General features: G+C 35.7%; 13 protein-coding genes. 1 reads left to right on the forward strand and 12 read right to left on the reverse strand.

Features of this window, described 5'->3' with window-relative positions; translation table 11 throughout:
- Window positions 1-8: 8 nt before the first annotated feature.
- Window positions 9-2960: a PAS domain S-box protein gene (locus LU635_RS02055; RefSeq protein WP_240095683.1), complete on the reverse strand. Its 2952-nt coding sequence runs from the start codon at window positions 2958-2960 to the stop codon at window positions 9-11.
- Between the two features lie 66 nt (window positions 2961-3026).
- Entirely contained in the window at window positions 3027-4382 is a 1356-nt protein-coding gene (locus LU635_RS02060) for a capsule assembly Wzi family protein (protein ID WP_240095685.1), read from the reverse strand.
- A gap of 77 nt (window positions 4383-4459) precedes the next feature.
- Here LU635_RS02060 and LU635_RS02065 point away from each other — a divergent pair, with 77 nt between their 5' ends.
- Window positions 4460-5200, forward strand: coding sequence for a tyrosine-protein phosphatase (locus LU635_RS02065; RefSeq protein ID WP_240095687.1), 741 nt, complete (start codon window positions 4460-4462; stop codon window positions 5198-5200).
- 5 nt (window positions 5201-5205) lie between these two features.
- On the opposite strand, the gene LU635_RS02070 is transcribed toward LU635_RS02065, so the two are convergent.
- The 10 genes from LU635_RS02070 to LU635_RS02115 form a co-directional block, all read right to left on the reverse strand.
- Window positions 5206-7608, reverse strand: a complete 2403-nt coding sequence (locus tag LU635_RS02070) for a GumC family protein (RefSeq protein ID WP_240095689.1) — start codon at window positions 7606-7608, stop codon at window positions 5206-5208.
- Between the two features lie 3 nt (window positions 7609-7611).
- On the reverse strand, window positions 7612-8379 hold the full coding sequence (locus LU635_RS02075) for a polysaccharide biosynthesis/export family protein (RefSeq protein WP_240095691.1): 768 nt from the start codon (window positions 8377-8379) through the stop codon (window positions 7612-7614).
- A gap of 10 nt (window positions 8380-8389) precedes the next feature.
- On the reverse strand, window positions 8390-10357 hold the full coding sequence (locus LU635_RS02080) for a polysaccharide biosynthesis protein (protein WP_240095693.1): 1968 nt from the start codon (window positions 10355-10357) through the stop codon (window positions 8390-8392).
- A 9-nt stretch (window positions 10358-10366) separates the two neighbouring features.
- Window positions 10367-11527: a DegT/DnrJ/EryC1/StrS family aminotransferase gene (locus LU635_RS02085; protein ID WP_240095695.1), complete on the reverse strand. Its 1161-nt coding sequence runs from the start codon at window positions 11525-11527 to the stop codon at window positions 10367-10369.
- A complete protein-coding gene (locus LU635_RS02090; RefSeq protein ID WP_240095697.1) occupies window positions 11520-12134 on the reverse strand; it encodes an acetyltransferase in 615 nt (204 codons plus the stop codon). Before LU635_RS02090 ends, LU635_RS02085 begins: the two co-directional genes overlap by 8 nt.
- Window positions 12134-12739, reverse strand: a complete 606-nt coding sequence (locus LU635_RS02095) for a sugar transferase (RefSeq protein WP_240095698.1) — start codon at window positions 12737-12739, stop codon at window positions 12134-12136. Before LU635_RS02095 ends, LU635_RS02090 begins: the two co-directional genes overlap by 1 nt.
- A gap of 47 nt (window positions 12740-12786) precedes the next feature.
- The gene (locus LU635_RS02100; RefSeq protein ID WP_240095700.1) at window positions 12787-13947 is read right to left on the reverse strand and encodes a glycosyltransferase family 4 protein; all 1161 of its coding nucleotides are present in this window, start codon (window positions 13945-13947) and stop codon (window positions 12787-12789) included.
- Between the two features lie 85 nt (window positions 13948-14032).
- Window positions 14033-15256 carry a hypothetical protein gene (locus LU635_RS02105; protein ID WP_240095702.1) on the reverse strand — a complete coding sequence of 408 codons (1224 nt, stop codon included), beginning with the start codon at window positions 15254-15256 and terminating at the stop codon, window positions 14033-14035.
- 514 nt (window positions 15257-15770) lie between these two features.
- Window positions 15771-17675: an asparagine synthase (glutamine-hydrolyzing) gene (asnB, locus tag LU635_RS02110; protein ID WP_240095704.1), complete on the reverse strand. Its 1905-nt coding sequence runs from the start codon at window positions 17673-17675 to the stop codon at window positions 15771-15773.
- 66 nt (window positions 17676-17741) lie between these two features.
- A complete protein-coding gene (locus LU635_RS02115; protein ID WP_240095706.1) occupies window positions 17742-18707 on the reverse strand; it encodes a polysaccharide deacetylase family protein in 966 nt (321 codons plus the stop codon).
- Window position 18708: the final 1 nt, after the last annotated feature.

Here is an 18708-nt window from a genome sequence, read left to right on the forward strand (position 1 = left end):
GGTCTTTTTTATAAGTGTTCTTCTGTCTGGACGGCAATCTGCCTTATTATCTTATCTAGCTCATATGCTGAATTTAAAATATTCTGAAGTAATTCATCCACATTATCGAGATCATTTTTATAATTCAAAAGCAGGTCTACCAGTCCCATAACCTTCGCTAAAGGTGCTCTAACTACGTGAGACTGTGTCCAGGCAATCTCTTTCAACCTTTTATTATGGTTCTCTATCTCAATAAGATGTTGTTTACGTTCCGTGATATCCTGCATGGAACCAATTATTCTTTTAGCGATATTATTTTCATCCGTAAGAAGGTAGCTTCTATCAAGTATATGTTTATAAGAACCATCCCTGCATTGAAAACGATATTCGGCAGTAAGGTTTTTTATTCTCCTTGTTTTCATTTTTCGGAAAATCTTTTTTACACTTTCATAATCATCAGGATGGATCTTATCGTCCCACCAGGCACCATTCCTGCCAATTTCTTCAGGCAGGAAACCAAGCATCTCTGAGGCAGCCTCATTTACTGTTACCTCATCCTTATCAATATCATAATCGGTAATAATATCACTTGTAGCTTTAGAGACGATGTCGTAACGTTGAAGACTATCTGTAAGTTTTTTCTTCTGTTCTACAAATTCAGTAATGTCCCTGGAATTCATTATGATACCTCCCACAGCCTGCTCATTTTTTAAATTAGTAACAATGGTTTCTATCCAGCGCCATTGGTCATTCGTATTTCTTATCCTGTAAGCAGGTAGTTGAATTCTTTTCTGGGTCTTTAATTTTGTCATATTTGCATCAACCACTGCAATATCTTCTTTGTGGATATAATCTCTGAAATTGGTCCCTTTTAGATGATCTGGATCCAAACCAAAAACACATCGCGAAGCCGGACTATTGTATATATAATTATGATTGCAATCTACTATAGAGATAAGATCTGATCCCTCCTGAACCAAGGCTTTAAACCTCTTTTCACTATTAACCAGTTTCTCTTCGGCCTTGACCATCGCTGTTATATCGTTGACCAGGGAGACCCTGGCCTTCACCCCGTCAAAGATCAAAGGATTGCTCTTCACTATAACATAGAGAAAATCACCATTTTTAGTTACATGTTTTACTTTTACCTTGAAGAAGTCGTCATGATTATCATTCACGACTTTTTTAATCCTTTTTTCCTGATTGGGAGCCCAAAGATCCTGTACTTTCATATTCAAGAATTCTTCCTTCGTATATCCATACAAATCGATAGCAGCTTGATTAACACTTAGAAACTTAAGTTGCTCCCTATCTAAAACCCACATTGGCAATGGATTTACATTAAAAAGGCTTCTGTACTTCTCTTCAGATAATTGTAATTGATTCTGTATTTTTTGTCGCTCAAGGATTTGAGTAGATAATTCATGATAAGCATTTTTAAGAGGTGTGATATCTGTACCAAATACGTAAACAACATTTTCATCTTCGAAGAAGCGCGAAAAGCGCCATGAGATCCAGAGATAATCCCCATCCTTTTTTTTGCACCTTATCTCAAACTTTGAATCAGGCACCGACAACTCGCTAATGGCCTGCAAGACTTTTTCCAGATCATTGGGATGAATGAAATCCATAAAAGGCTGACTCAGTATTTCATTTTGCGTATAACCAAATTTATACTGGAAAGAAGGATTCATAGTTTTCACAAAACCATCCAGGCCTATAACCGCTATTAGATTCAATGAATAATGGAAAAAATCACTCAGCTGATCCTGACTTTTTTTACCTTCTATAACAGAAGCGATCTGGATGGATACTTCTTTGAGATACTCCGTTTCAATTTTCTTATCTTCTTCAATCGATCCAAGACATATAATTGAAACTATCCTGTTCCCAAACATTATAGGAAAACCAACTGCCGATTTTAATGGTTCTTTACCATCAACTAGCATATTTTTAAGCAGGCCTGATTCCAGCTTAAGTACCTTAAGTATTTTAGACTCCCATACCAACCCGGGAAGGCCTTCGCCCATTTCATAAGTACAATAATCATCTTTATCTGAAAGATCCTGATCTGGTGGCCAAAATGCAGTTCTTATAAGATTATTCTTATCCATGCTTACTTTATAGGCCTCTCCATAATCATATCCAAGTTCTTTGCATAATAGACCAAGGCTCTCTGCCATTGCCTCTTTAAGCGTAGAATAATCACCGAAGGACTTAATAATATTTAAAATAAGCTCCCGCTTTTTTTCCTGTTTATAATTAGAGGTGACATCCCTTGCAATACCAACCAGGCCGGATATCTTATCATCTTCATTTTTTAGCGGGACTTTAGTAAGGAGTACTCTTTCCTCATTTCCACTTGTGGTTATAACTACATCCGGTCTGTTAATAACAGGATTTCCGGTTCTCATTACCTCCTCATTATCAGCAATAATTTCCTTTCCCTTTTCTTCTTCGAAATAGTCTAAAGGAGTTTGACCTCTATACAGGTTTCTCTTATTCTTTTTCAGAATATTTTCAGAGAACTTCTTATTAAAAAGGACTGATCTATGTTCTCTATCCTTTACAAAAATATAATCGGGGATATTATCTATAATGGCCCGAAGCATACGTCCCTCACGGGTTGCAAAATCTTCCGCTTCTGTTGATGGGGTGATGGAAATGGACAGCATGGAAAATTCGGCATTCTCATCCATTACCGGGGTAAACAAAATTCGATAACCACCAATGCCGGAATTATTTAGAATATCACAAGTTTCAATGCAGCCCCCTATTGAACTTTGGAGCTTCTCCAGGATATCGGGTGATTGCTTATCATTGAACAACTCAGGGAAATAAGTTCCTTTTTGAATTGAACTGCCAAGGAAATTTAAAAACAGGATTTCTGAACTTTTATTAAAGGCCAGCACTCTGAAATCCTTATTCAGACTAATAAAAAACTGACCATTAAAATTAGAAGTTTCGGTCTTCCGGTTCAAGGTGTAAAGCTTAGGTTAAGTGATTGGGCTGGGAGTTAAAATACAAAAAATTTATTTACCCCTTATTTAAAAGATGGTTTTGCTGAAGTTGATCCCGAATCCAAAATTGGAATCCTGATGGGAATTAATATCAGCACCGAATTGAGCCTTTAGGTTATACTCAGAATCGATTAATTGCAGTTCCAGGAGGCTTGATAATATTTCTTTTTTCTGAGGGAAATAGGAACCTTTCACACCATAATTCTGCCTATAGCTTAATAAAAGACGGTATGGGAATTCATCCAATACTTTTCCTTTTAGACCTATATGATGAACCGCAACTATATTGGTTCCAATTCTGAAGCGATTGTCATTCAACAAAATAAAAGGCACTCCTATTACCTGATTTTTATAGGTCCAACCCGAGCGATACAGGTTATTATTGAAATAATTATCGGCACCATCTATCGCCGAACTCATCCTGTCCCGGCTCTGGTTCTTGGTATAATAGAATTCATACATAAATGCCTTTAGCCATGGGGATCCCCAAAACTCATCACGGTTATCTTCCACATATATAGCATATCGCCCATCGGGAAAATTACCCATTTTCATCCCGGAAGCATCTTCGAAAATGTGATTATATAAAAACTGGAAATCCAAATCTTTTATTTTGGTGTTCAATCTTATTTCATAAGAGCCTATTTGATTCCCCAGAGCATTAACCTCTTCTCCTCCCACGGGATCTCCAGAAGTACCGGTAAACACTTTAATATAATCTTCAAATGAGTTTGGTAGTTTTCCATAATCTGGCGAAATACCCGCCCATTGTACGAAATGCTGTACTCCAAGTGCAATCTGTAAATCCCGTTGATTTTTAAATACAAAATGAAAACTTTTATGGTGTAAACGTGAATCCCTAACATACCTGTCATCATTAAGCAGATATTCCTCAAGTCCAGCCATAAAACCGATTCCATGGTTTTCTCGCAAAAAAATGGGAGTTGTTGTAAAAATCCTTATCCCAGGGATAGAGGGCGAATTTAAAGACCATAGAATATTTTCGTTACTCGCACTAAGCCCCTGGAATAAATCTTCTTTATGTTTTTTACCTAGAACTACACCAATTTTTCTTGATTTGTATTCAAAATAAACTTCATCCAGTCTAACTCCGTTCTCAAAACCATCTTTATATAAAGCTCCAACCCCCAACCTAAAATAAGTGGAATCACTTATCTGAATATTTCCCGTACCGGATAAAAGCGTGGATATGTGAGTTTTTTCATCAAGTCTACCTCTATTATTTGTATGTAGCCAAAACGGTGATGTTTCTCCAGAGTATAACTGTCCGATTCCTTCTAAATCAACTCCATAATCAATATTCTGAGCTGAAAGCTCAAATACCAGGAAACAAAAAAAGATTGCTAAGGAGTATTTTCTCATGTAACCGATCTAGGAACGATGCAAATATTACTAATAAGAATTTAAATTATGTAATTTTGGAGTGAAAAATAGAATTAATGTTTTCGATATTTAAAAAAAGAGCATTCTTAGTAAATCTACTGGAAGGTATAACAGATTTTCATAACCATATATTGCCAGGTATCGATGATGGTGCACAAACCCTAGATGAATCCTTAGAATTAATCAAAGCTTTCGAAAATATAGGAATTACAAAATTCGTGGCCACACCTCACGTAATAGGAGAGTATTACCCAAACACTCCTCAAACAATTCAATCAGCACATAAAAAGGTTCAGGATAAAGTGAAACCGAATATTAAAATCAGAGCGGCTGCAGAATATATAATGGATCAGCATTTTCTTGAAATCATCGATAACCAAGATATTCTTACGGTCTCAGATAAAAATGTACTTGTGGAGATGTCCTATTTTCAGCCGCCTATAAATTTAAATGAAATATTGTTCAAACTCCAAAACAACTCCTTCCTACCTATTTTAGCTCATCCTGAAAGATATGGCTATTTGCATTCTAAATCACTGGAGAAATATAAGGACTTGAAATCAAGAGGCTGTAAATTCCAATTAAATATGCTATCTCTATCCGGACATTATGGTGAATCTATTCAGAAAACTTCATTTAAATTACTGGAAGAAGATTTACTGGATTTTATTTGCAGTGATGTACATCGAATAGACCATATTGATAAAATTAAAAAGATCAAAATACCTAAAAAATATCATGATAAGGTGAAAATATTAATAGATAACAATAAGCTTCTATTCTCAACTGAGAATTAGAAAGGTTAACTAAAAAGCCTCCTTTTTAATCTTTTCCATCTACTCTCCTTATCTACTCCATATCCATAGCCATAGCCATAAGAGTAACCATACTGGGCACCATAAGAGAATTTAGAATAATCCACATCATTTAGTATTACAGCCACGCCTTTGAGTTTACCCTGCTTTTTAAGATCTTTTGGAAATTCAAGAAGATTCTTTTCTGTGAAATCGGCCCTTGTAACATACAGAGTATAATCGGCTAACTGACTAATTAACAAAGTATCAGTAACTATCATGGTTGGTGCTGTATCAACAATAATATAATCATATTCCTTCTTTGCACCATCTAAAAGTATTTCCATTCTGTCGTTCATAAGAAGTTCGGCAGGATTTGGAGGTATGGGCCCTGAAAGTATCACATCCACAGTAATACCATCATCATTGGTTTTTGAAATAATGTCACTTGGAGTTACCTCATAATCATATAAATAATCAGAAAGCCCCTTTTCCTGTGCACCTTCTGTATTTGCTGTATAGCGATGCAGTTTAGGATTTCGAATATCTCCCCCTATCAACAAAACTTTTTTATTTGTACTGGCCAGCGTACGGGATAAGTTATAGGAGATAAAGGTTTTGCCTTCTCCCTTAATTGTTGAAGTCACAAAAATAACGTCGCCTATATTTTTATCTTTATTCTGAATCAGATAAGCCAGATTGGTTCTTAAAATCCGAAAAGATTCGGCAAGTGGTGATCTGTCATTAACATGAATAATATCCTGTTGCTCTGCACCTATTCTTGGAATTTCTCCAATGAAAGGAACAACCTTCATCAAGGAAGCCAAGTCACCCTTGTGATGAACTTTAGTGTCTAAAAAGTTTTTAACAAATATTATCAATATAGGAAGAATTATCCCAACTATAAATCCTGCCAGTAATATAAGCCATGGTTTGGGATCTACTGGGTCATTATGTGTAAAGGCCGAGTCTATTACTCTCGCAACGGAAGCAGTGGCAGCAAAAGAAATAGCTGCTTCCTCCCTTCTTTGCAGCAGAAATAAATAAAGCTGTTCTTTTATTTGCTGCTGCCGTTCAATACTTCGCATTCCCTTTTCCAGTCCGGGAAAATTACTGAACCGGCTTTGGGCAATATTCTCCCTTTGATTCAACTCTTTTAATTTAACATTAATTGAGCGACGGGTACTTTGGATACTCTCGAATAGATTATCTTTTAAACTATCAAGTTGTTCCGTAAGATTTTCTACTACAGGATTTTGGGAGGTAGAGCCCTTAAGATACATATTGCGTTCCATCACAATACTGTTATAGGAATTGATAAATCCTGAAACTCCGGCATCCTCTATTCCTACTTCAGGAAGAAAATCATAATCAGCCTGTTCCTTCAAAAGGTCTTCAATTGAATTAATAAGTTCTAATTGAGTTTCAAGCTCAAAAATTTGTTGTTCAGCTGTGGTAAATTTACTATGAAACTCAGAAGCACCGGATTCGACGCTCATCAAACGATTCTCCCTTTTGAATTCGGCAATACCAATTTCTACAGAATCAAGTTCCATGGTGATCATTTCCAGTCTATCCTGAATAAACGTTGTTGTATTTTCTGCAACTTCCTGCTTATCTGCAACCCCCTCCTCGTTAAACCTATGCATTAATTTATTAAGGAAATCCTCAGATTTTTTACTCGACTGATTGACCATACTTAAAGCAAGAATATCTTTTGCCTGCCCTTTGGTTGCTATCATAAGGCTTTGAATGAAATCATTCGCTACCTGTCTAACCGAATTTAATTTTATATTAACAGTACTGGTACGTTTAAAACTTCCTTCTTCTCCGCCTGATCGCGGTAAAATTGTAAACCTAAGTTCATTTAAATTAATAATCTCACCTATCTCATGTATCTCAGAATAATTCAAATCCTCTTCTTCCAGCTTAAACGAAGTATCCGATACCGGGGTTACAAAAAAATTCCCATTGACATTATTAACAATAGAATCGGCTGTAATAAATTCAATAAGAATAGGGCTGGATTTATAAGCCTCCACTGTTATTACATTACCTTCTATATAATAAGACACATTCAGGTCTAACTCATCGACCACACTTTCAACTAACTGCTTCGATTTTAATTTTTCAATATGATTCTGGATACCATCACTTTCCAAAGATAAAATTGCAGCCCCTCCCGATGGAAGTGCACTCATTGCATTCTTTTCCTGTTCATTTACAATTATCATTGTGGCTTCAGTCCTATACTTCGGGATAGTATACCTGTTATATAGGAACGCCAAAAAGCCACCAAGAAAGAAACCTAGAAAAAGCCATTTCCAGTGAATGAGATATTTATAGATCTCAGCTTTAAGATCAAAATTGGATTCATTTTTCTCCTCAGAAAAATCTGTAATCTCTTCCATATTTTAGAGGCCGTTTATAAGTAAATATAGACTAATAATAGTAGTTCCCACTGAGATGATACCCTGATAACTTGTAAAGAAACCAGCAGATTTTACAGTCCGGTAAGTAGGTTCCACATATACAATATCATTTTGTTTTAAATAGTAAAAAGGACTGTTAAACAAATCAGTTTCGGTCATATCAATTCGACCAATTTTTTTTATACCATTTTCCTCTCTTATTATCAAAATATTCTCTCTTTTACCATCATATGAAATATCACCTACTTCAGCTATAAGTTCGGGCATCGTAATTCTACCATCATCAATCTTTACCCTTGTTGCACCTGCCTCACCCAAGACGGTAACTGAAAAATTCATTATCCTAACATTTACAATAGGATCTTTTACATATGCTTTAATGGCTTTCTCTATCTTATCCTCGACTTGAGATCTCGTTAAATCACTAACTTTTGTTTTACCTAAAACCGGAAATTTTATGTTTCCTTCAGGATTAACAATGTATCCTGTCATTGATTGATTTTGCCCACCACCTCCTCCACCTTGAAGATTCTGACCAGGCATTTGAAAAGGTTCAACAATTTCTTTGTTTAAAGATGAAGAGGAGACAGTAATATGAAGGATGTCATTAACTTGGATTACAGGCTCGTAATCCAAAATATTTTCCATGCCTTCGAGACTTTCTGCATCATTGAAATAAACAATTTGATCTTTCGTGGCACACCCAATGATCATAAAGGTGCTCAAAAGCAGCATTATTATTTTCCTCATAGATTTTAGCTTATTCTCTTTCTAGCTCCGGAGTGTTATCCAAACGCTCGTATAGCGAATTATTACTTTTAAATTCGGGGATCAAATCTTTTAATTTGGCAACAACTTTTTCATTTTTTAATTTACTGGCAGATTTGATGATCTTAATTATTTTCTCATTTATCATTTCGTAGTCACGAACGACATCCTGACCTATCATTATTTTTTTATGATGAGTTGGCAAAGTTTTACATTCATCATTAAGTAATTCTTCGTACAATTTTTCACCTGGCCTTAGCCCGGTTATCCTTACCTTAATATGCTTATTTGGCTGATATCCGGCAAGTTTAATCATTTTAATTGCCAGGTCCATGATTTTTACCGGCTCTCCCATATCAAACACGAATATTTCTCCTCCCTTGCCCATGGCACCTGCCTCCAGAACAAGCTGGCAGGCTTCAGGAATTGTCATAAAGTATCTTATAATATCCGGATGGGTTATAGTAACCGGCCCTCCCTTTTCAATTTGTTTTTTAAATAAAGGAACTACAGAGCCGTTAGACCCTAAAACATTTCCGAATCGTGTAGTAATAAATTTAGTTTTACCCCAGCCCTGCCTCTTTTGTTCATGATAAAGAGATTGTACATACATTTCAGCGGCTCTTTTAGATGCTCCCATAACGTTGCTGGGATTCACTGCCTTATCTGTAGATACCATCACAAAATGGCCAACATAATACTTTATTGCAAGGTCTGCGAGATTCTTTGTGCCCATTATGTTTACTGAAATAGCTTCGTGTGGATTACTCTCCATAAGAGGTACATGTTTATACGCAGCTGCATGATATATTACATCGATATTCTGATTCCGGAACATTAATTCCAGTCTTTTCTGATTGCCTACATCGCATACAATCACCTTGAAATTGAGTTCTGGATATTTAGATTCAATTTCCAGTTGTAAATTATGTAAGGGGGTTTCTGCCTGATCAAGGATGATGAGCTTCTTTGGGTTATATTCAGCTACCTGCCTTACTATTTCGCTGCCTATTGAACCTGCAGCCCCCGTTACCAGGATTGTTCTACCTGTAAGTTGCTCTATTTTATTCTGAACTTCCAATTGAATAGGCTCCCTATCAAGTAAATCTTCAATTTGTAATGTTTTAACCTTTTTGGCTATAGGCTGATTATCATCCCACGAGGAAACCAAAGGCGCATTATATACGGCAATATCGTGTTCTAAACATTCTTCTACCAGCTGAAATTTTTCTTCTGAAGAAAAAGTGTTTTCTGAAAAGATAATAGCATCAGCACCTAAAGATTTTACTTCCCTATGAATTTTTTGGGTATGTCTTAGAACAGGCTTGTCTAAAATCCTTAAACTTTTATGCGATCCCTGGGTTAGAAAACCTACAATTTTAAAACGTCTGGGGTGTTCAATATCAAGCGCACCTGCTATTGAAATGGCATTCTCGTCTACACCTAAGATAACGGCTTTTATAAGAGATTCATTCTTCTGTAAAATTTTAAAATATTCATAAACCTGTTTTACTCCAAGTCTGAATAAGAATAAAAGTGAGAAAGATATCCACAGGTTGATTAATAATCCGCCCACTAAAAATATCTTTTCACCCAGGAAGAAAAAAGAAATATAATTTATCGCAAGTAAACTAATAAATGAACTTATCGTAGCAAGTAATAACTTGAGAGCATCAATATTCGAAGAATATCTTATTATACCTGCATAAGTCTTAAATATGTAGAAAAAAATAATATTTACTGCTACAACCACAACTGTTTTATCAAAATAGCTCAGTAATGGATAAGCGTTTGGAGCAAGATCCAGTAAGATAAGAATAGTTAGAACAGTTGATACCGTTACCAGGCCAATATCTATCAGCATAACTGCCCACCGCGGAAGATATTTGATATTTCTAATATCTAAGGCATTGTCGGGACCAGAAAGTATATTATTCAGGGCTCTGTTAATTTTACCCATAATGTAGTTTTAGACTCTGTTTTTAAAACAATTTAATATTGCCTGTTCTATCCTATTCCTTTCATTGCTTGTTAAATTGGAGCCACTGGGCAAACATAAACCATTTTGGAACATCTTTTCGGCAATTCCCGTGCCGTAATATGGATAGTGATTAAAAACTGGCTGCATATGCATTGGTTTCCAAAGAGGGCGACTTTCAATATTTTCGGCTTCCAGATACTTCCTGAGCTTTTCCCTGTCTAAGCCGCCAGTTTTAGACTCATCAATTTCTATAACAGTTAACCAATGATTACTAAAATAGTCATCCGAGGGTTCCTTAAAAACCCTCACGCCTTCAATCTGGCGGAATAAATTTACATAAAAATGAAACATATTGCGCCTGGCTTCTACTCTTTTATCTAAAACCTGCATTTGTCCCCGACCTATTCCCGCACTAACATTACTCAATCTATAGTTATAACCTACCTCACTATGCTGGTAATGAGGAGCATCATCCCGTGCCTGGGTGGCAAGAAAGATGGCCTTCTTTTTAGCCTCAAGATTCTTTGTGATCAAAGCTCCGCCTCCAGAAGTGGTTATTATCTTATTCCCGTTAAAAGATAAAATAGAGTAATCTCCCAAAGTCCCACAATAAGCATTTTTATATTTACTCCCAAGGGCCTCAGCACTGTCTTCTATAACGGGGATTTCATATTTTTTAGCCACTTTGTTAATCTCATCAACTTTATAAGGCATTCCGTAAAGATGGACCGCTATTATGGCTTTTGGTTTTTTACCCCTGGCCATTCTATCTTTGATCGAAATCTCCAGTTGCTCGGGACAAATATTCATCGTATCTACTTCACTATCAATAAATACCGGTATCGCCCCTAAATAAACGATAGGATTTGCAGATGCCGCAAATGTCATACTCTGACAAATAACCTCGTCACCTCTTTCAACTCCTAAAAGGATCAAAGCTAAATGCAGGGCAGCAGTACCTGAACTCAGAGCAGCCACTTCTATATCTGAAGAGCCGTTCTGAGTTAGATACTCCCTTATGTCATTTTCGAAACCGGTAACGTTTGGACCCAATGGAGCAATCCAGTTATCTTCAAATGCCTTATTAACATATTTCAATTCTTCTCCTCCCATATGAGGAGAAGAAAGCCATATTTTCTCGTTATTCATCTTCAATCCTGTTGAATTTAATAATCTTCGCGGGGTTTCCAACCACTACTGCAAAATCCGGAATATCTTCAAGTACCACTGCGCCCGCCCCAACGGTAACCCATTTTCCAATCTGAAGACCGGGAATGATAGTTGCCCCGGCTCCAATCTGGGTACCCTTCCCAATATTGACATTTCCAGTGACCGTGGAGCCCGGAGAAATATGAACAAAATCTTCCATCTTTACATCATGCTCTACAATTGCTCCCGAATTAATAATGCAATGTTTGCCAATAACTGTAGAAGAATTAATAACAGCATTAGCCATCACCACACTTCCTTCGTTGATATTTACATTCTCAGAAATTACAGCCGATGCGTGTATTAAGGCTGAACAATAACCCTGCTGAAGTTTATTAGCCAGTTTATGCCTAATAAGATTATTACCGATAGCAAGAACTAACTTTTCATCCTTCATATCATCAGTTAGCTGATGCTTTACTTCAAAGCCCAAAAGGTTTTTAACTTTAGGGTCATCATCTAAAACAAAATCTATGGAATGGCCATCCATCAATTTTATTATATCTATTATTACTTTAGCATGACCGCTTGCTCCGTATATGATCATTAATTATTTCCGTTAAAAGGTTCGGTTGTTGCCATATTTTGAGTATTAATTCCTTCTGAGACTAGCACTTTCTTTATTGTTTGGAACAAAATTTTCAAATCCAGAAAAAAGGATTGATTTTCAACATACCACACATCATATTCAAACTTCTGGGTCCAGCTTATGGTATTTCGTCCATTCACCTGTGCCCAACCTGTAATTCCCGGTTTTACATCATGCCTTTTCATCTGTTTTTCATTGTACAATGCTAAATATTCTGGCAATAATGGCCTGGGCCCAATAATACTCATATCCCCCTTCAAAACATTTATCAATTGGGGAATTTCATCAATAGAAGTTTTCCTGATTACCTTTCCAATATAGGTTAACCTTACAGAATCAGACAACAAATTGCCATTTTCATCTGTTTCATCGGTCATGGTTTTAAATTTAACTATTTTAAAATTTCTACCGAATTTACCCGGTCTTTTTTGAAAAAAGAAAGGTTTGCCTTTATTGGCCAAAGCTAATAACAGTATTATTAATATCAGTAAAGGGCTTATTATAACTAGGCTTATTAAGGCTACTAAAAAATCCAGAGCTGGTTTAATAATTTTCCTATACATTCTGAACAATTAAAGGAACATGACGTCTCACTCTTGTGGCGGCGAATTTAATCATGTTTATTTAAGACTTCTAAATCTTTATATTCTTTTAACAAAATTTCCCAAAATCGCTTCCGCTCATATTTCTTTTGAATCAATTCACGTGCGTTATGTGCTAAAGAAGAGCAAAATTCCTGATCGTCTATAATTTTCAACATTGATTGCAGGAGAATTCCTTCATTTTTAACCGGAATAACAATCCCATTTCTCCCATTTTCAACTATTTCATTACAACCATTTATATCGGTCACAATAGCCGGTAGATTCATCGCGTTAGCCTGCATAACCACATTGGGGAAACCTTCCCTGTAACTTGGAAAAGCCAAAACATCTGCTATGGCAAAATAAGGCCTTACATCTCGCTGATACCCAGTGGTGAAAATTTTTTTATGAGACTGTATCTGCTTAAAAACCTCTTCATCTACCGGATCCAGCTTCTGCTCAAATGGTCCCACAAGTAAAAGGGAACATTTCGGATGATGCTTTTGTAAATTCACAAAGGCTCTTACCAGCTCATTGATACCTTTTTCCTTAACCAGCCGGCCTATAAAGATAAAAATGAAATCTTCATGCGGGATACCTAGTTCTTCTCTTATTCCAGGTCTTTCTTCTGTATAAAGTGCCGGATCAAAATATCCCGTATCAATACCATTGGAGCTTCCTTCTCCCAGCACCTTTAATTTATTTTTATTGGTGTAGCCTTCCTTAAGTATAATTTTTTTTAATTCGAAGGAATTAGGGTATACACGGGTTGCCAGTTTATAAGTAAGTTTTTCCACGGCATCCAGAAGTTTCCTTTTAAATCCATGTGTCTCCAGCAAAGGTAAACCGGCTACTGTATGCAATCTTATTGGAACTCCGGCTAATTTTCCCGACAGCATGCCAATTATACCCGCTTTAGGAGTATGCGTATGAACTATAAAAGGCTTTTCCTTTATTAGGAATCTATAAATTTTCCACAAGCTCTTAAGATCCTTCAAAGGCGTAATCGCTCTGGTCAGTTCCACGCAAAAAGTTCTTACTCCATTATCCCGTCCATATTTCTTAAGTCTCTCTTTTTCCGCGGATATTGCGATCACCTCATAATGATCGTTCATAAATGTAAGCTGACCTTCCAGTAGCTTTTCCAGGGAAAGGGGAATGGTGGTTATTCGAACAAGTTTTTGCACTAATCAAAGATATTTTAGCTGCAAATCTAAGATTTTTAAATTTGAGCAAACACGTATAAAATAAATTTACTTAGGCTGATTAGAACTAAACTGAAAGTTGTTTTTCAGGCATTCCTATCCTTTCCAGCTTTAGCTTTAAAGCTTCCGACTTTTCATAGGCAAGAAAGTAATATATCACAAAAAACATAAAATACATGATCATGGTTTTCTGACGAATCATAATTCCAAGGTTAGACATAATAAATGTCATGGCTATAGAAGTAAGCATGAAGATCATCAAACAGGACTTGACATGGGAAGGGGCATTCCTCCAGAACTTTATGAAGTTCATTCGTAAAAGTTTAGCAAAAAGAAGTATATAAATAAAGTTTTCTATAGACACAATCAATCCTAAAAATCCAGGTGCATCAAGAAATAATGGCCTGAACCAGAAGGTGAATATTTTCTCCGGCAAACTATATCCTGCCATATTCAGTCCGGAAGTGGCTGAACTAAGAGCTTCAGATCTATTAGAGGAAAATGCAAGAAAATCTGCCCATAGATTAGTAGAATGGTTAAGATTAACAACTGCTAAAATATGTTCATGTATGAGTAATAACCCTACCAGTATAGCCAAGCCACCTATAACTTTATTCTTTATTGATATCATATTCTTTCCAAAATAAAGCCCGTAAAGGCCACCTATGCATAATAACAAAAACATATGGGGCCTTATAGCAAAGACCAGTAGGGAGGAAATGATCAAACCTAATTTCCGCTCCTTTATTTTTCCGATGGAATAAGCGAATAACATTAAACCAAAAAATATTGGCGCCCCCTTACCCAGGGAAGCAGACCAGAAATGCATATTTGGAAAGAACAGTATTAAGGTTAACAGGTCAATTCGTTTAAAGACGGTGACCTTTTGAGGGATATTCTCTTTAAAAAATAAAAAACCAAATACAAAACCCCAGTAACCTATCCAGGTAAAAAGAAGCATCATCATTTCATAGCTAAAACCTAATCCATTAATAAAAGGGTAGGAAATAAAATCAATGAAGGTGGTTTCTGTACCAAAATAATCGAACCATCCTTTTGTAGAATTAAAGGGTATTTCAAAGTATCTTTTAGAATCTGAAGGATTAAATAATGCGTATATGTAATATACAATTCCAAAAAATATATGATATACAAAAAGCTTATTCATTAATTTCCTGGAGAAAAATAGATGTTCACTCTCCAACTTCCCAAAAATGAACTGATTCAAACCAAATAAAAGTCTGGTTGCCAGAATTGCATCAGCAATACATAATATTTCTCCGGTATGCATATTTTAAATCTAAATTTCGCAATCGGTTAATTCAATATTCTAACCATCTTTAAATTGAATATATAATACCCCTTATTCTAAACCAATAAAACACTGTCTAATAGATGTTTAAGGCATTTTAATTATTATAGAGTGTAGTTCCTGAAACCCGTTTATTTGTAGAATATTCCTGAGAACTGTAGAGCACTTCCACACTTTACTTATTTCACGCCATTAGTTTATTGGAAATTGGTTAGGAGCAGGATTTTTATATGCAGGAGTTATCTAACTAGCATTTAAATTTATGAAGAACCAAAATAGGATATATCCAATGCGGAAGTTTGTGACTATAAAGAGAAACTTTTAACTATCTAGTGCTTCACCGGAAAACAGAAAGCACTTCTTCCAGAGAACAAGGTGGCACTTTTGGAAGTATACAACAATGATAAGGTTAGATCAGATATTTTAAAAAAACCTGAAGGCAGAGTGTCCTTAATTTAACTCCCGGCAATATAAAAATAAGAGCTAATAAAAATCAGATATGGTGGAGATAAGTTCTTTGATACCATTTCTGAAAACAATAATAAGTCCAGATCTTAAAGGTATTATCTATTTTTCCTGATAGATGGTTTTTGACAAGACTGGTAATTTCCTGAGCATTGAATATATTCTGTTGATTAAGAAAATCTTTTTCGATATATGATTCCAACTCAGCAGATAAATCATTTCTCAACCAATCACCTACCGGAACTCCAAAACCTTTTTTAGATTTATCAAGAAAACCCTTAGGAAAATAATGTTTAAAGGATTCTTTAAGCAAATACTTCTTATCCCATCCTTTCATTAAATAATCCTCAGGAAGTTGCATAGTGAAATTCCATAATTCCTTATTGAGAAATGGCGCCCTGCTTTCCAACGATGTTAACATACTGGTCCTATCAACCTTAACTAACATATCCCCTTCAAGGCTCATTATCTTATCAATATTTCTGAAATCGGTAAGAGAGTTGGCCTTATGTCCTACACTATCTTTATAATAATTAAATACTCCAGGACTTTGCATAGATGGTTTTAACAACGCTTTCATCTCTTCCTCTTGATAAGCCAGTGATATGATATTGTAATAAAAGTCACCTTCATAATTAATAGCATTGAGAAGTCTCTTAATTTTAAACCTGATACCTCTTTTATCATCTTTTGTGGAAAATAAAGAATTAGAAAGACTTCTAAAACTATAATGCATACCTCTTGGGACCACTGAAGAATATCGCTGATTCAGTTTACTTATATAGTATTTATTATATCCCCCAAAAACTTCATCTCCGCCGTCCCCGGTAAGGGCTACTTTTACGTTTTGCCTGGTCTTATGTGCTACCAGGTAAGTAGGTAATGAAGAAGAATCAGCAAAAGGTTCATCAAAATTCAGCAGAATATTATCGATATTCTGTTTCAAATCTTTAACTGAAATAACAAATTCATGGTGATTGCTATTTATAAGTTTGGCTACAGTGCGCGACTTGTCAGTCTCGTCAAAAGATTTCTTTTCGAAACCCACTGAAAATGTATCAATTTTGCTGCTTTTCTCCCTGGCCAAGGCCAAAGAAACAATAGAAGAATCTACGCCTCCGGAAAGAAAGGTACCCAATGGAACATCTGCCATAGATCTGGAGTGAACACTTTTATTTACCAGCTCATGAGTTTTTTTTACAGCTTCCTTAAAAGATAAGCCGGGATCGACTTCATTTTTGAATTCCTGAACGATCTCATGATCATTCACAGTATGAGTTTTACAGTCTATTTCCAGATAATGATTCGCTTCAAGCTTATTTATATCTTCATAAATGGTGAATGGAGCCGGGATATAAGTTAGCCGAAAATAAAGATTGAGACCATGCACAGATATGCTGGGCTTTTCCGAAATAATTTTAGTAATAGATTTTAATTCTGAGGCCCAAATAAAATTATCTTTCTTATGAAAATAATATAAAGGCTTTTCTCCAAAAAAATCTCTGGCGATGAAAAGCTTTTCTATATTCGAATCATATATACTAAAGGCAAACATTCCATCCAACTTTGGAAAAGCATCCGTTCCATACCTTTCGTATAAGCGAAGTATCACCTCAGTATCTGAAGTTGTGCTGAATTTAACCCCCTGTTCAGTAAGATTATTTTTTAAAACCTTATAGTTATATATTTCACCATTGAAAACTATGCATACAGAACCATCATCAGAATATATAGGTTGTTTTCCCGTATTAAGATCTATGATCGACAGCCTTCTCATTGCCATTCCTATCTGGTAGTCCTCTGTTTCATGGATAAAGAATCCATCCTCATCGGGTCCACGATGAAAGATTTCCATATTCATTTTAGAAAGGTGTTTGGAAAGATCTGTTCGCTTCTCCCGTCTAAATTGAATTATTCCATTGATTCCGCACATAAATGGTATTTAATGTAAAATCCGCAAATATAAAGAAACACTTACGGAGGTAACTGTAATTAAATTTTATTTAAGAATCATATCACCTAATTCAGCCATATTAAGAGACTGAAAGTTATATTCCTTACTCAAACTTTGAAAATGTGAAAGAATTTCGTTCAGATCTCTCATACTTCTTTCTGGATGATCCCCAAAATTATGTGGATGCCACCATAAATGGTAAATTTCATTCTTCTTTGCTGCTGTTTCCATTTCCCGTTTAATTCTGTTCAACTTTATTTTGCGCAGTAGATCGGTTTCTTCTGAAGGCCTTAAAAATCTACTAGCCATCTGTTCATTTGGCTCCGCATTTTTGCCTTTTAATTCATTTAACCTGTATGTTTTTTTCCCTAAAGGAATATAGGCATCACCGGTTCTCGCCAATCTTGTAACTATGCTATCTGACCTTACATCTTCCCAGTACCATGAATAAGGATTAGACCTTACATTAACAATTCCCAGGTCCCTACAAATCTCTAAGTAATCTTCAGAAATCTGATTTCTTGGAAAAACAAGGGATTTGAGTTGTATATTAAATTTACTGGCCAGACTCACAGCTGTAGATATATCAGCTCTAAAATTTTCCTGGTCCTGTCCGGGTTCCATACAATAATAATGAGAATAGGTATGTGTACCTATTTCCTGTCCCGGAAATTCAGAAATATGTCTTATCAATTCAGGAGCGAAGCATAATTCTTCAATTCCGTCTTTATAATGGTTCATGCCAAAATTATAAGCTGAAAGAGCTTTATTATGATAAGCCGGTATTGATTCAGGTATATTGCTTTTCCATTCATCCCAGTTTTCATTAAATAGCATTCCTACGGTCGCCCATGTGGAATGTATTTCTTTTTCTTGAAAGGATTTTAGAATTTCAGGAATAACCTGCCTTGTATTTCTGAAATATGTTTTTTTTTTGGAAAAGTCCATAACGTCAAATACCCCCCATAGAAGTTCAAAATCCAGTGAAATTACAAAATAACCGTTCTGCATA

It is taken from the genome of Christiangramia crocea (assembly GCF_022410465.1).
GTDB classification, from domain to species: domain Bacteria; phylum Bacteroidota; class Bacteroidia; order Flavobacteriales; family Flavobacteriaceae; genus Christiangramia; species Christiangramia crocea.

Bases quoted from the DNA above. Each gene is read 5' to 3' on its own strand.
- LU635_RS02060 (WP_240095685.1), bottom strand. From the start codon at position 4,382: ATGAGAAAATACTCCTTAGCAATCTTTTTTTGTTTCCTGGTATTTGAG.
- LU635_RS02065 (WP_240095687.1), top strand. From the start codon at position 4,460: ATGTTTTCGATATTTAAAAAAAGAGCATTCTTAGTAAATCTACTGGAA.
- LU635_RS02095 (WP_240095698.1), bottom strand. From the start codon at position 12,739: ATGTATAGGAAAATTATTAAACCAGCTCTGGATTTTTTAGTAGCCTTA.
- asnB (WP_240095704.1), bottom strand. From the start codon at position 17,675: ATGTGCGGAATCAATGGAATAATTCAATTTAGACGGGAGAAGCGAACA.
- LU635_RS02115 (WP_240095706.1), bottom strand. From the start codon at position 18,707: ATGCAGAACGGTTATTTTGTAATTTCACTGGATTTTGAACTTCTATGG.
- LU635_RS02075 (WP_240095691.1), bottom strand. From the start codon at position 8,379: ATGAGGAAAATAATAATGCTGCTTTTGAGCACCTTTATGATCATTGGG.
- LU635_RS02085 (WP_240095695.1), bottom strand. From the start codon at position 11,527: ATGAATAACGAGAAAATATGGCTTTCTTCTCCTCATATGGGAGGAGAA.
- LU635_RS02105 (WP_240095702.1), bottom strand. From the start codon at position 15,256: ATGCATACCGGAGAAATATTATGTATTGCTGATGCAATTCTGGCAACC.
- LU635_RS02090 (WP_240095697.1), bottom strand. From the start codon at position 12,134: ATGATCATATACGGAGCAAGCGGTCATGCTAAAGTAATAATAGATATA.
- LU635_RS02070 (WP_240095689.1), bottom strand. From the start codon at position 7,608: ATGGAAGAGATTACAGATTTTTCTGAGGAGAAAAATGAATCCAATTTT.
- LU635_RS02080 (WP_240095693.1), bottom strand. From the start codon at position 10,357: ATGGGTAAAATTAACAGAGCCCTGAATAATATACTTTCTGGTCCCGAC.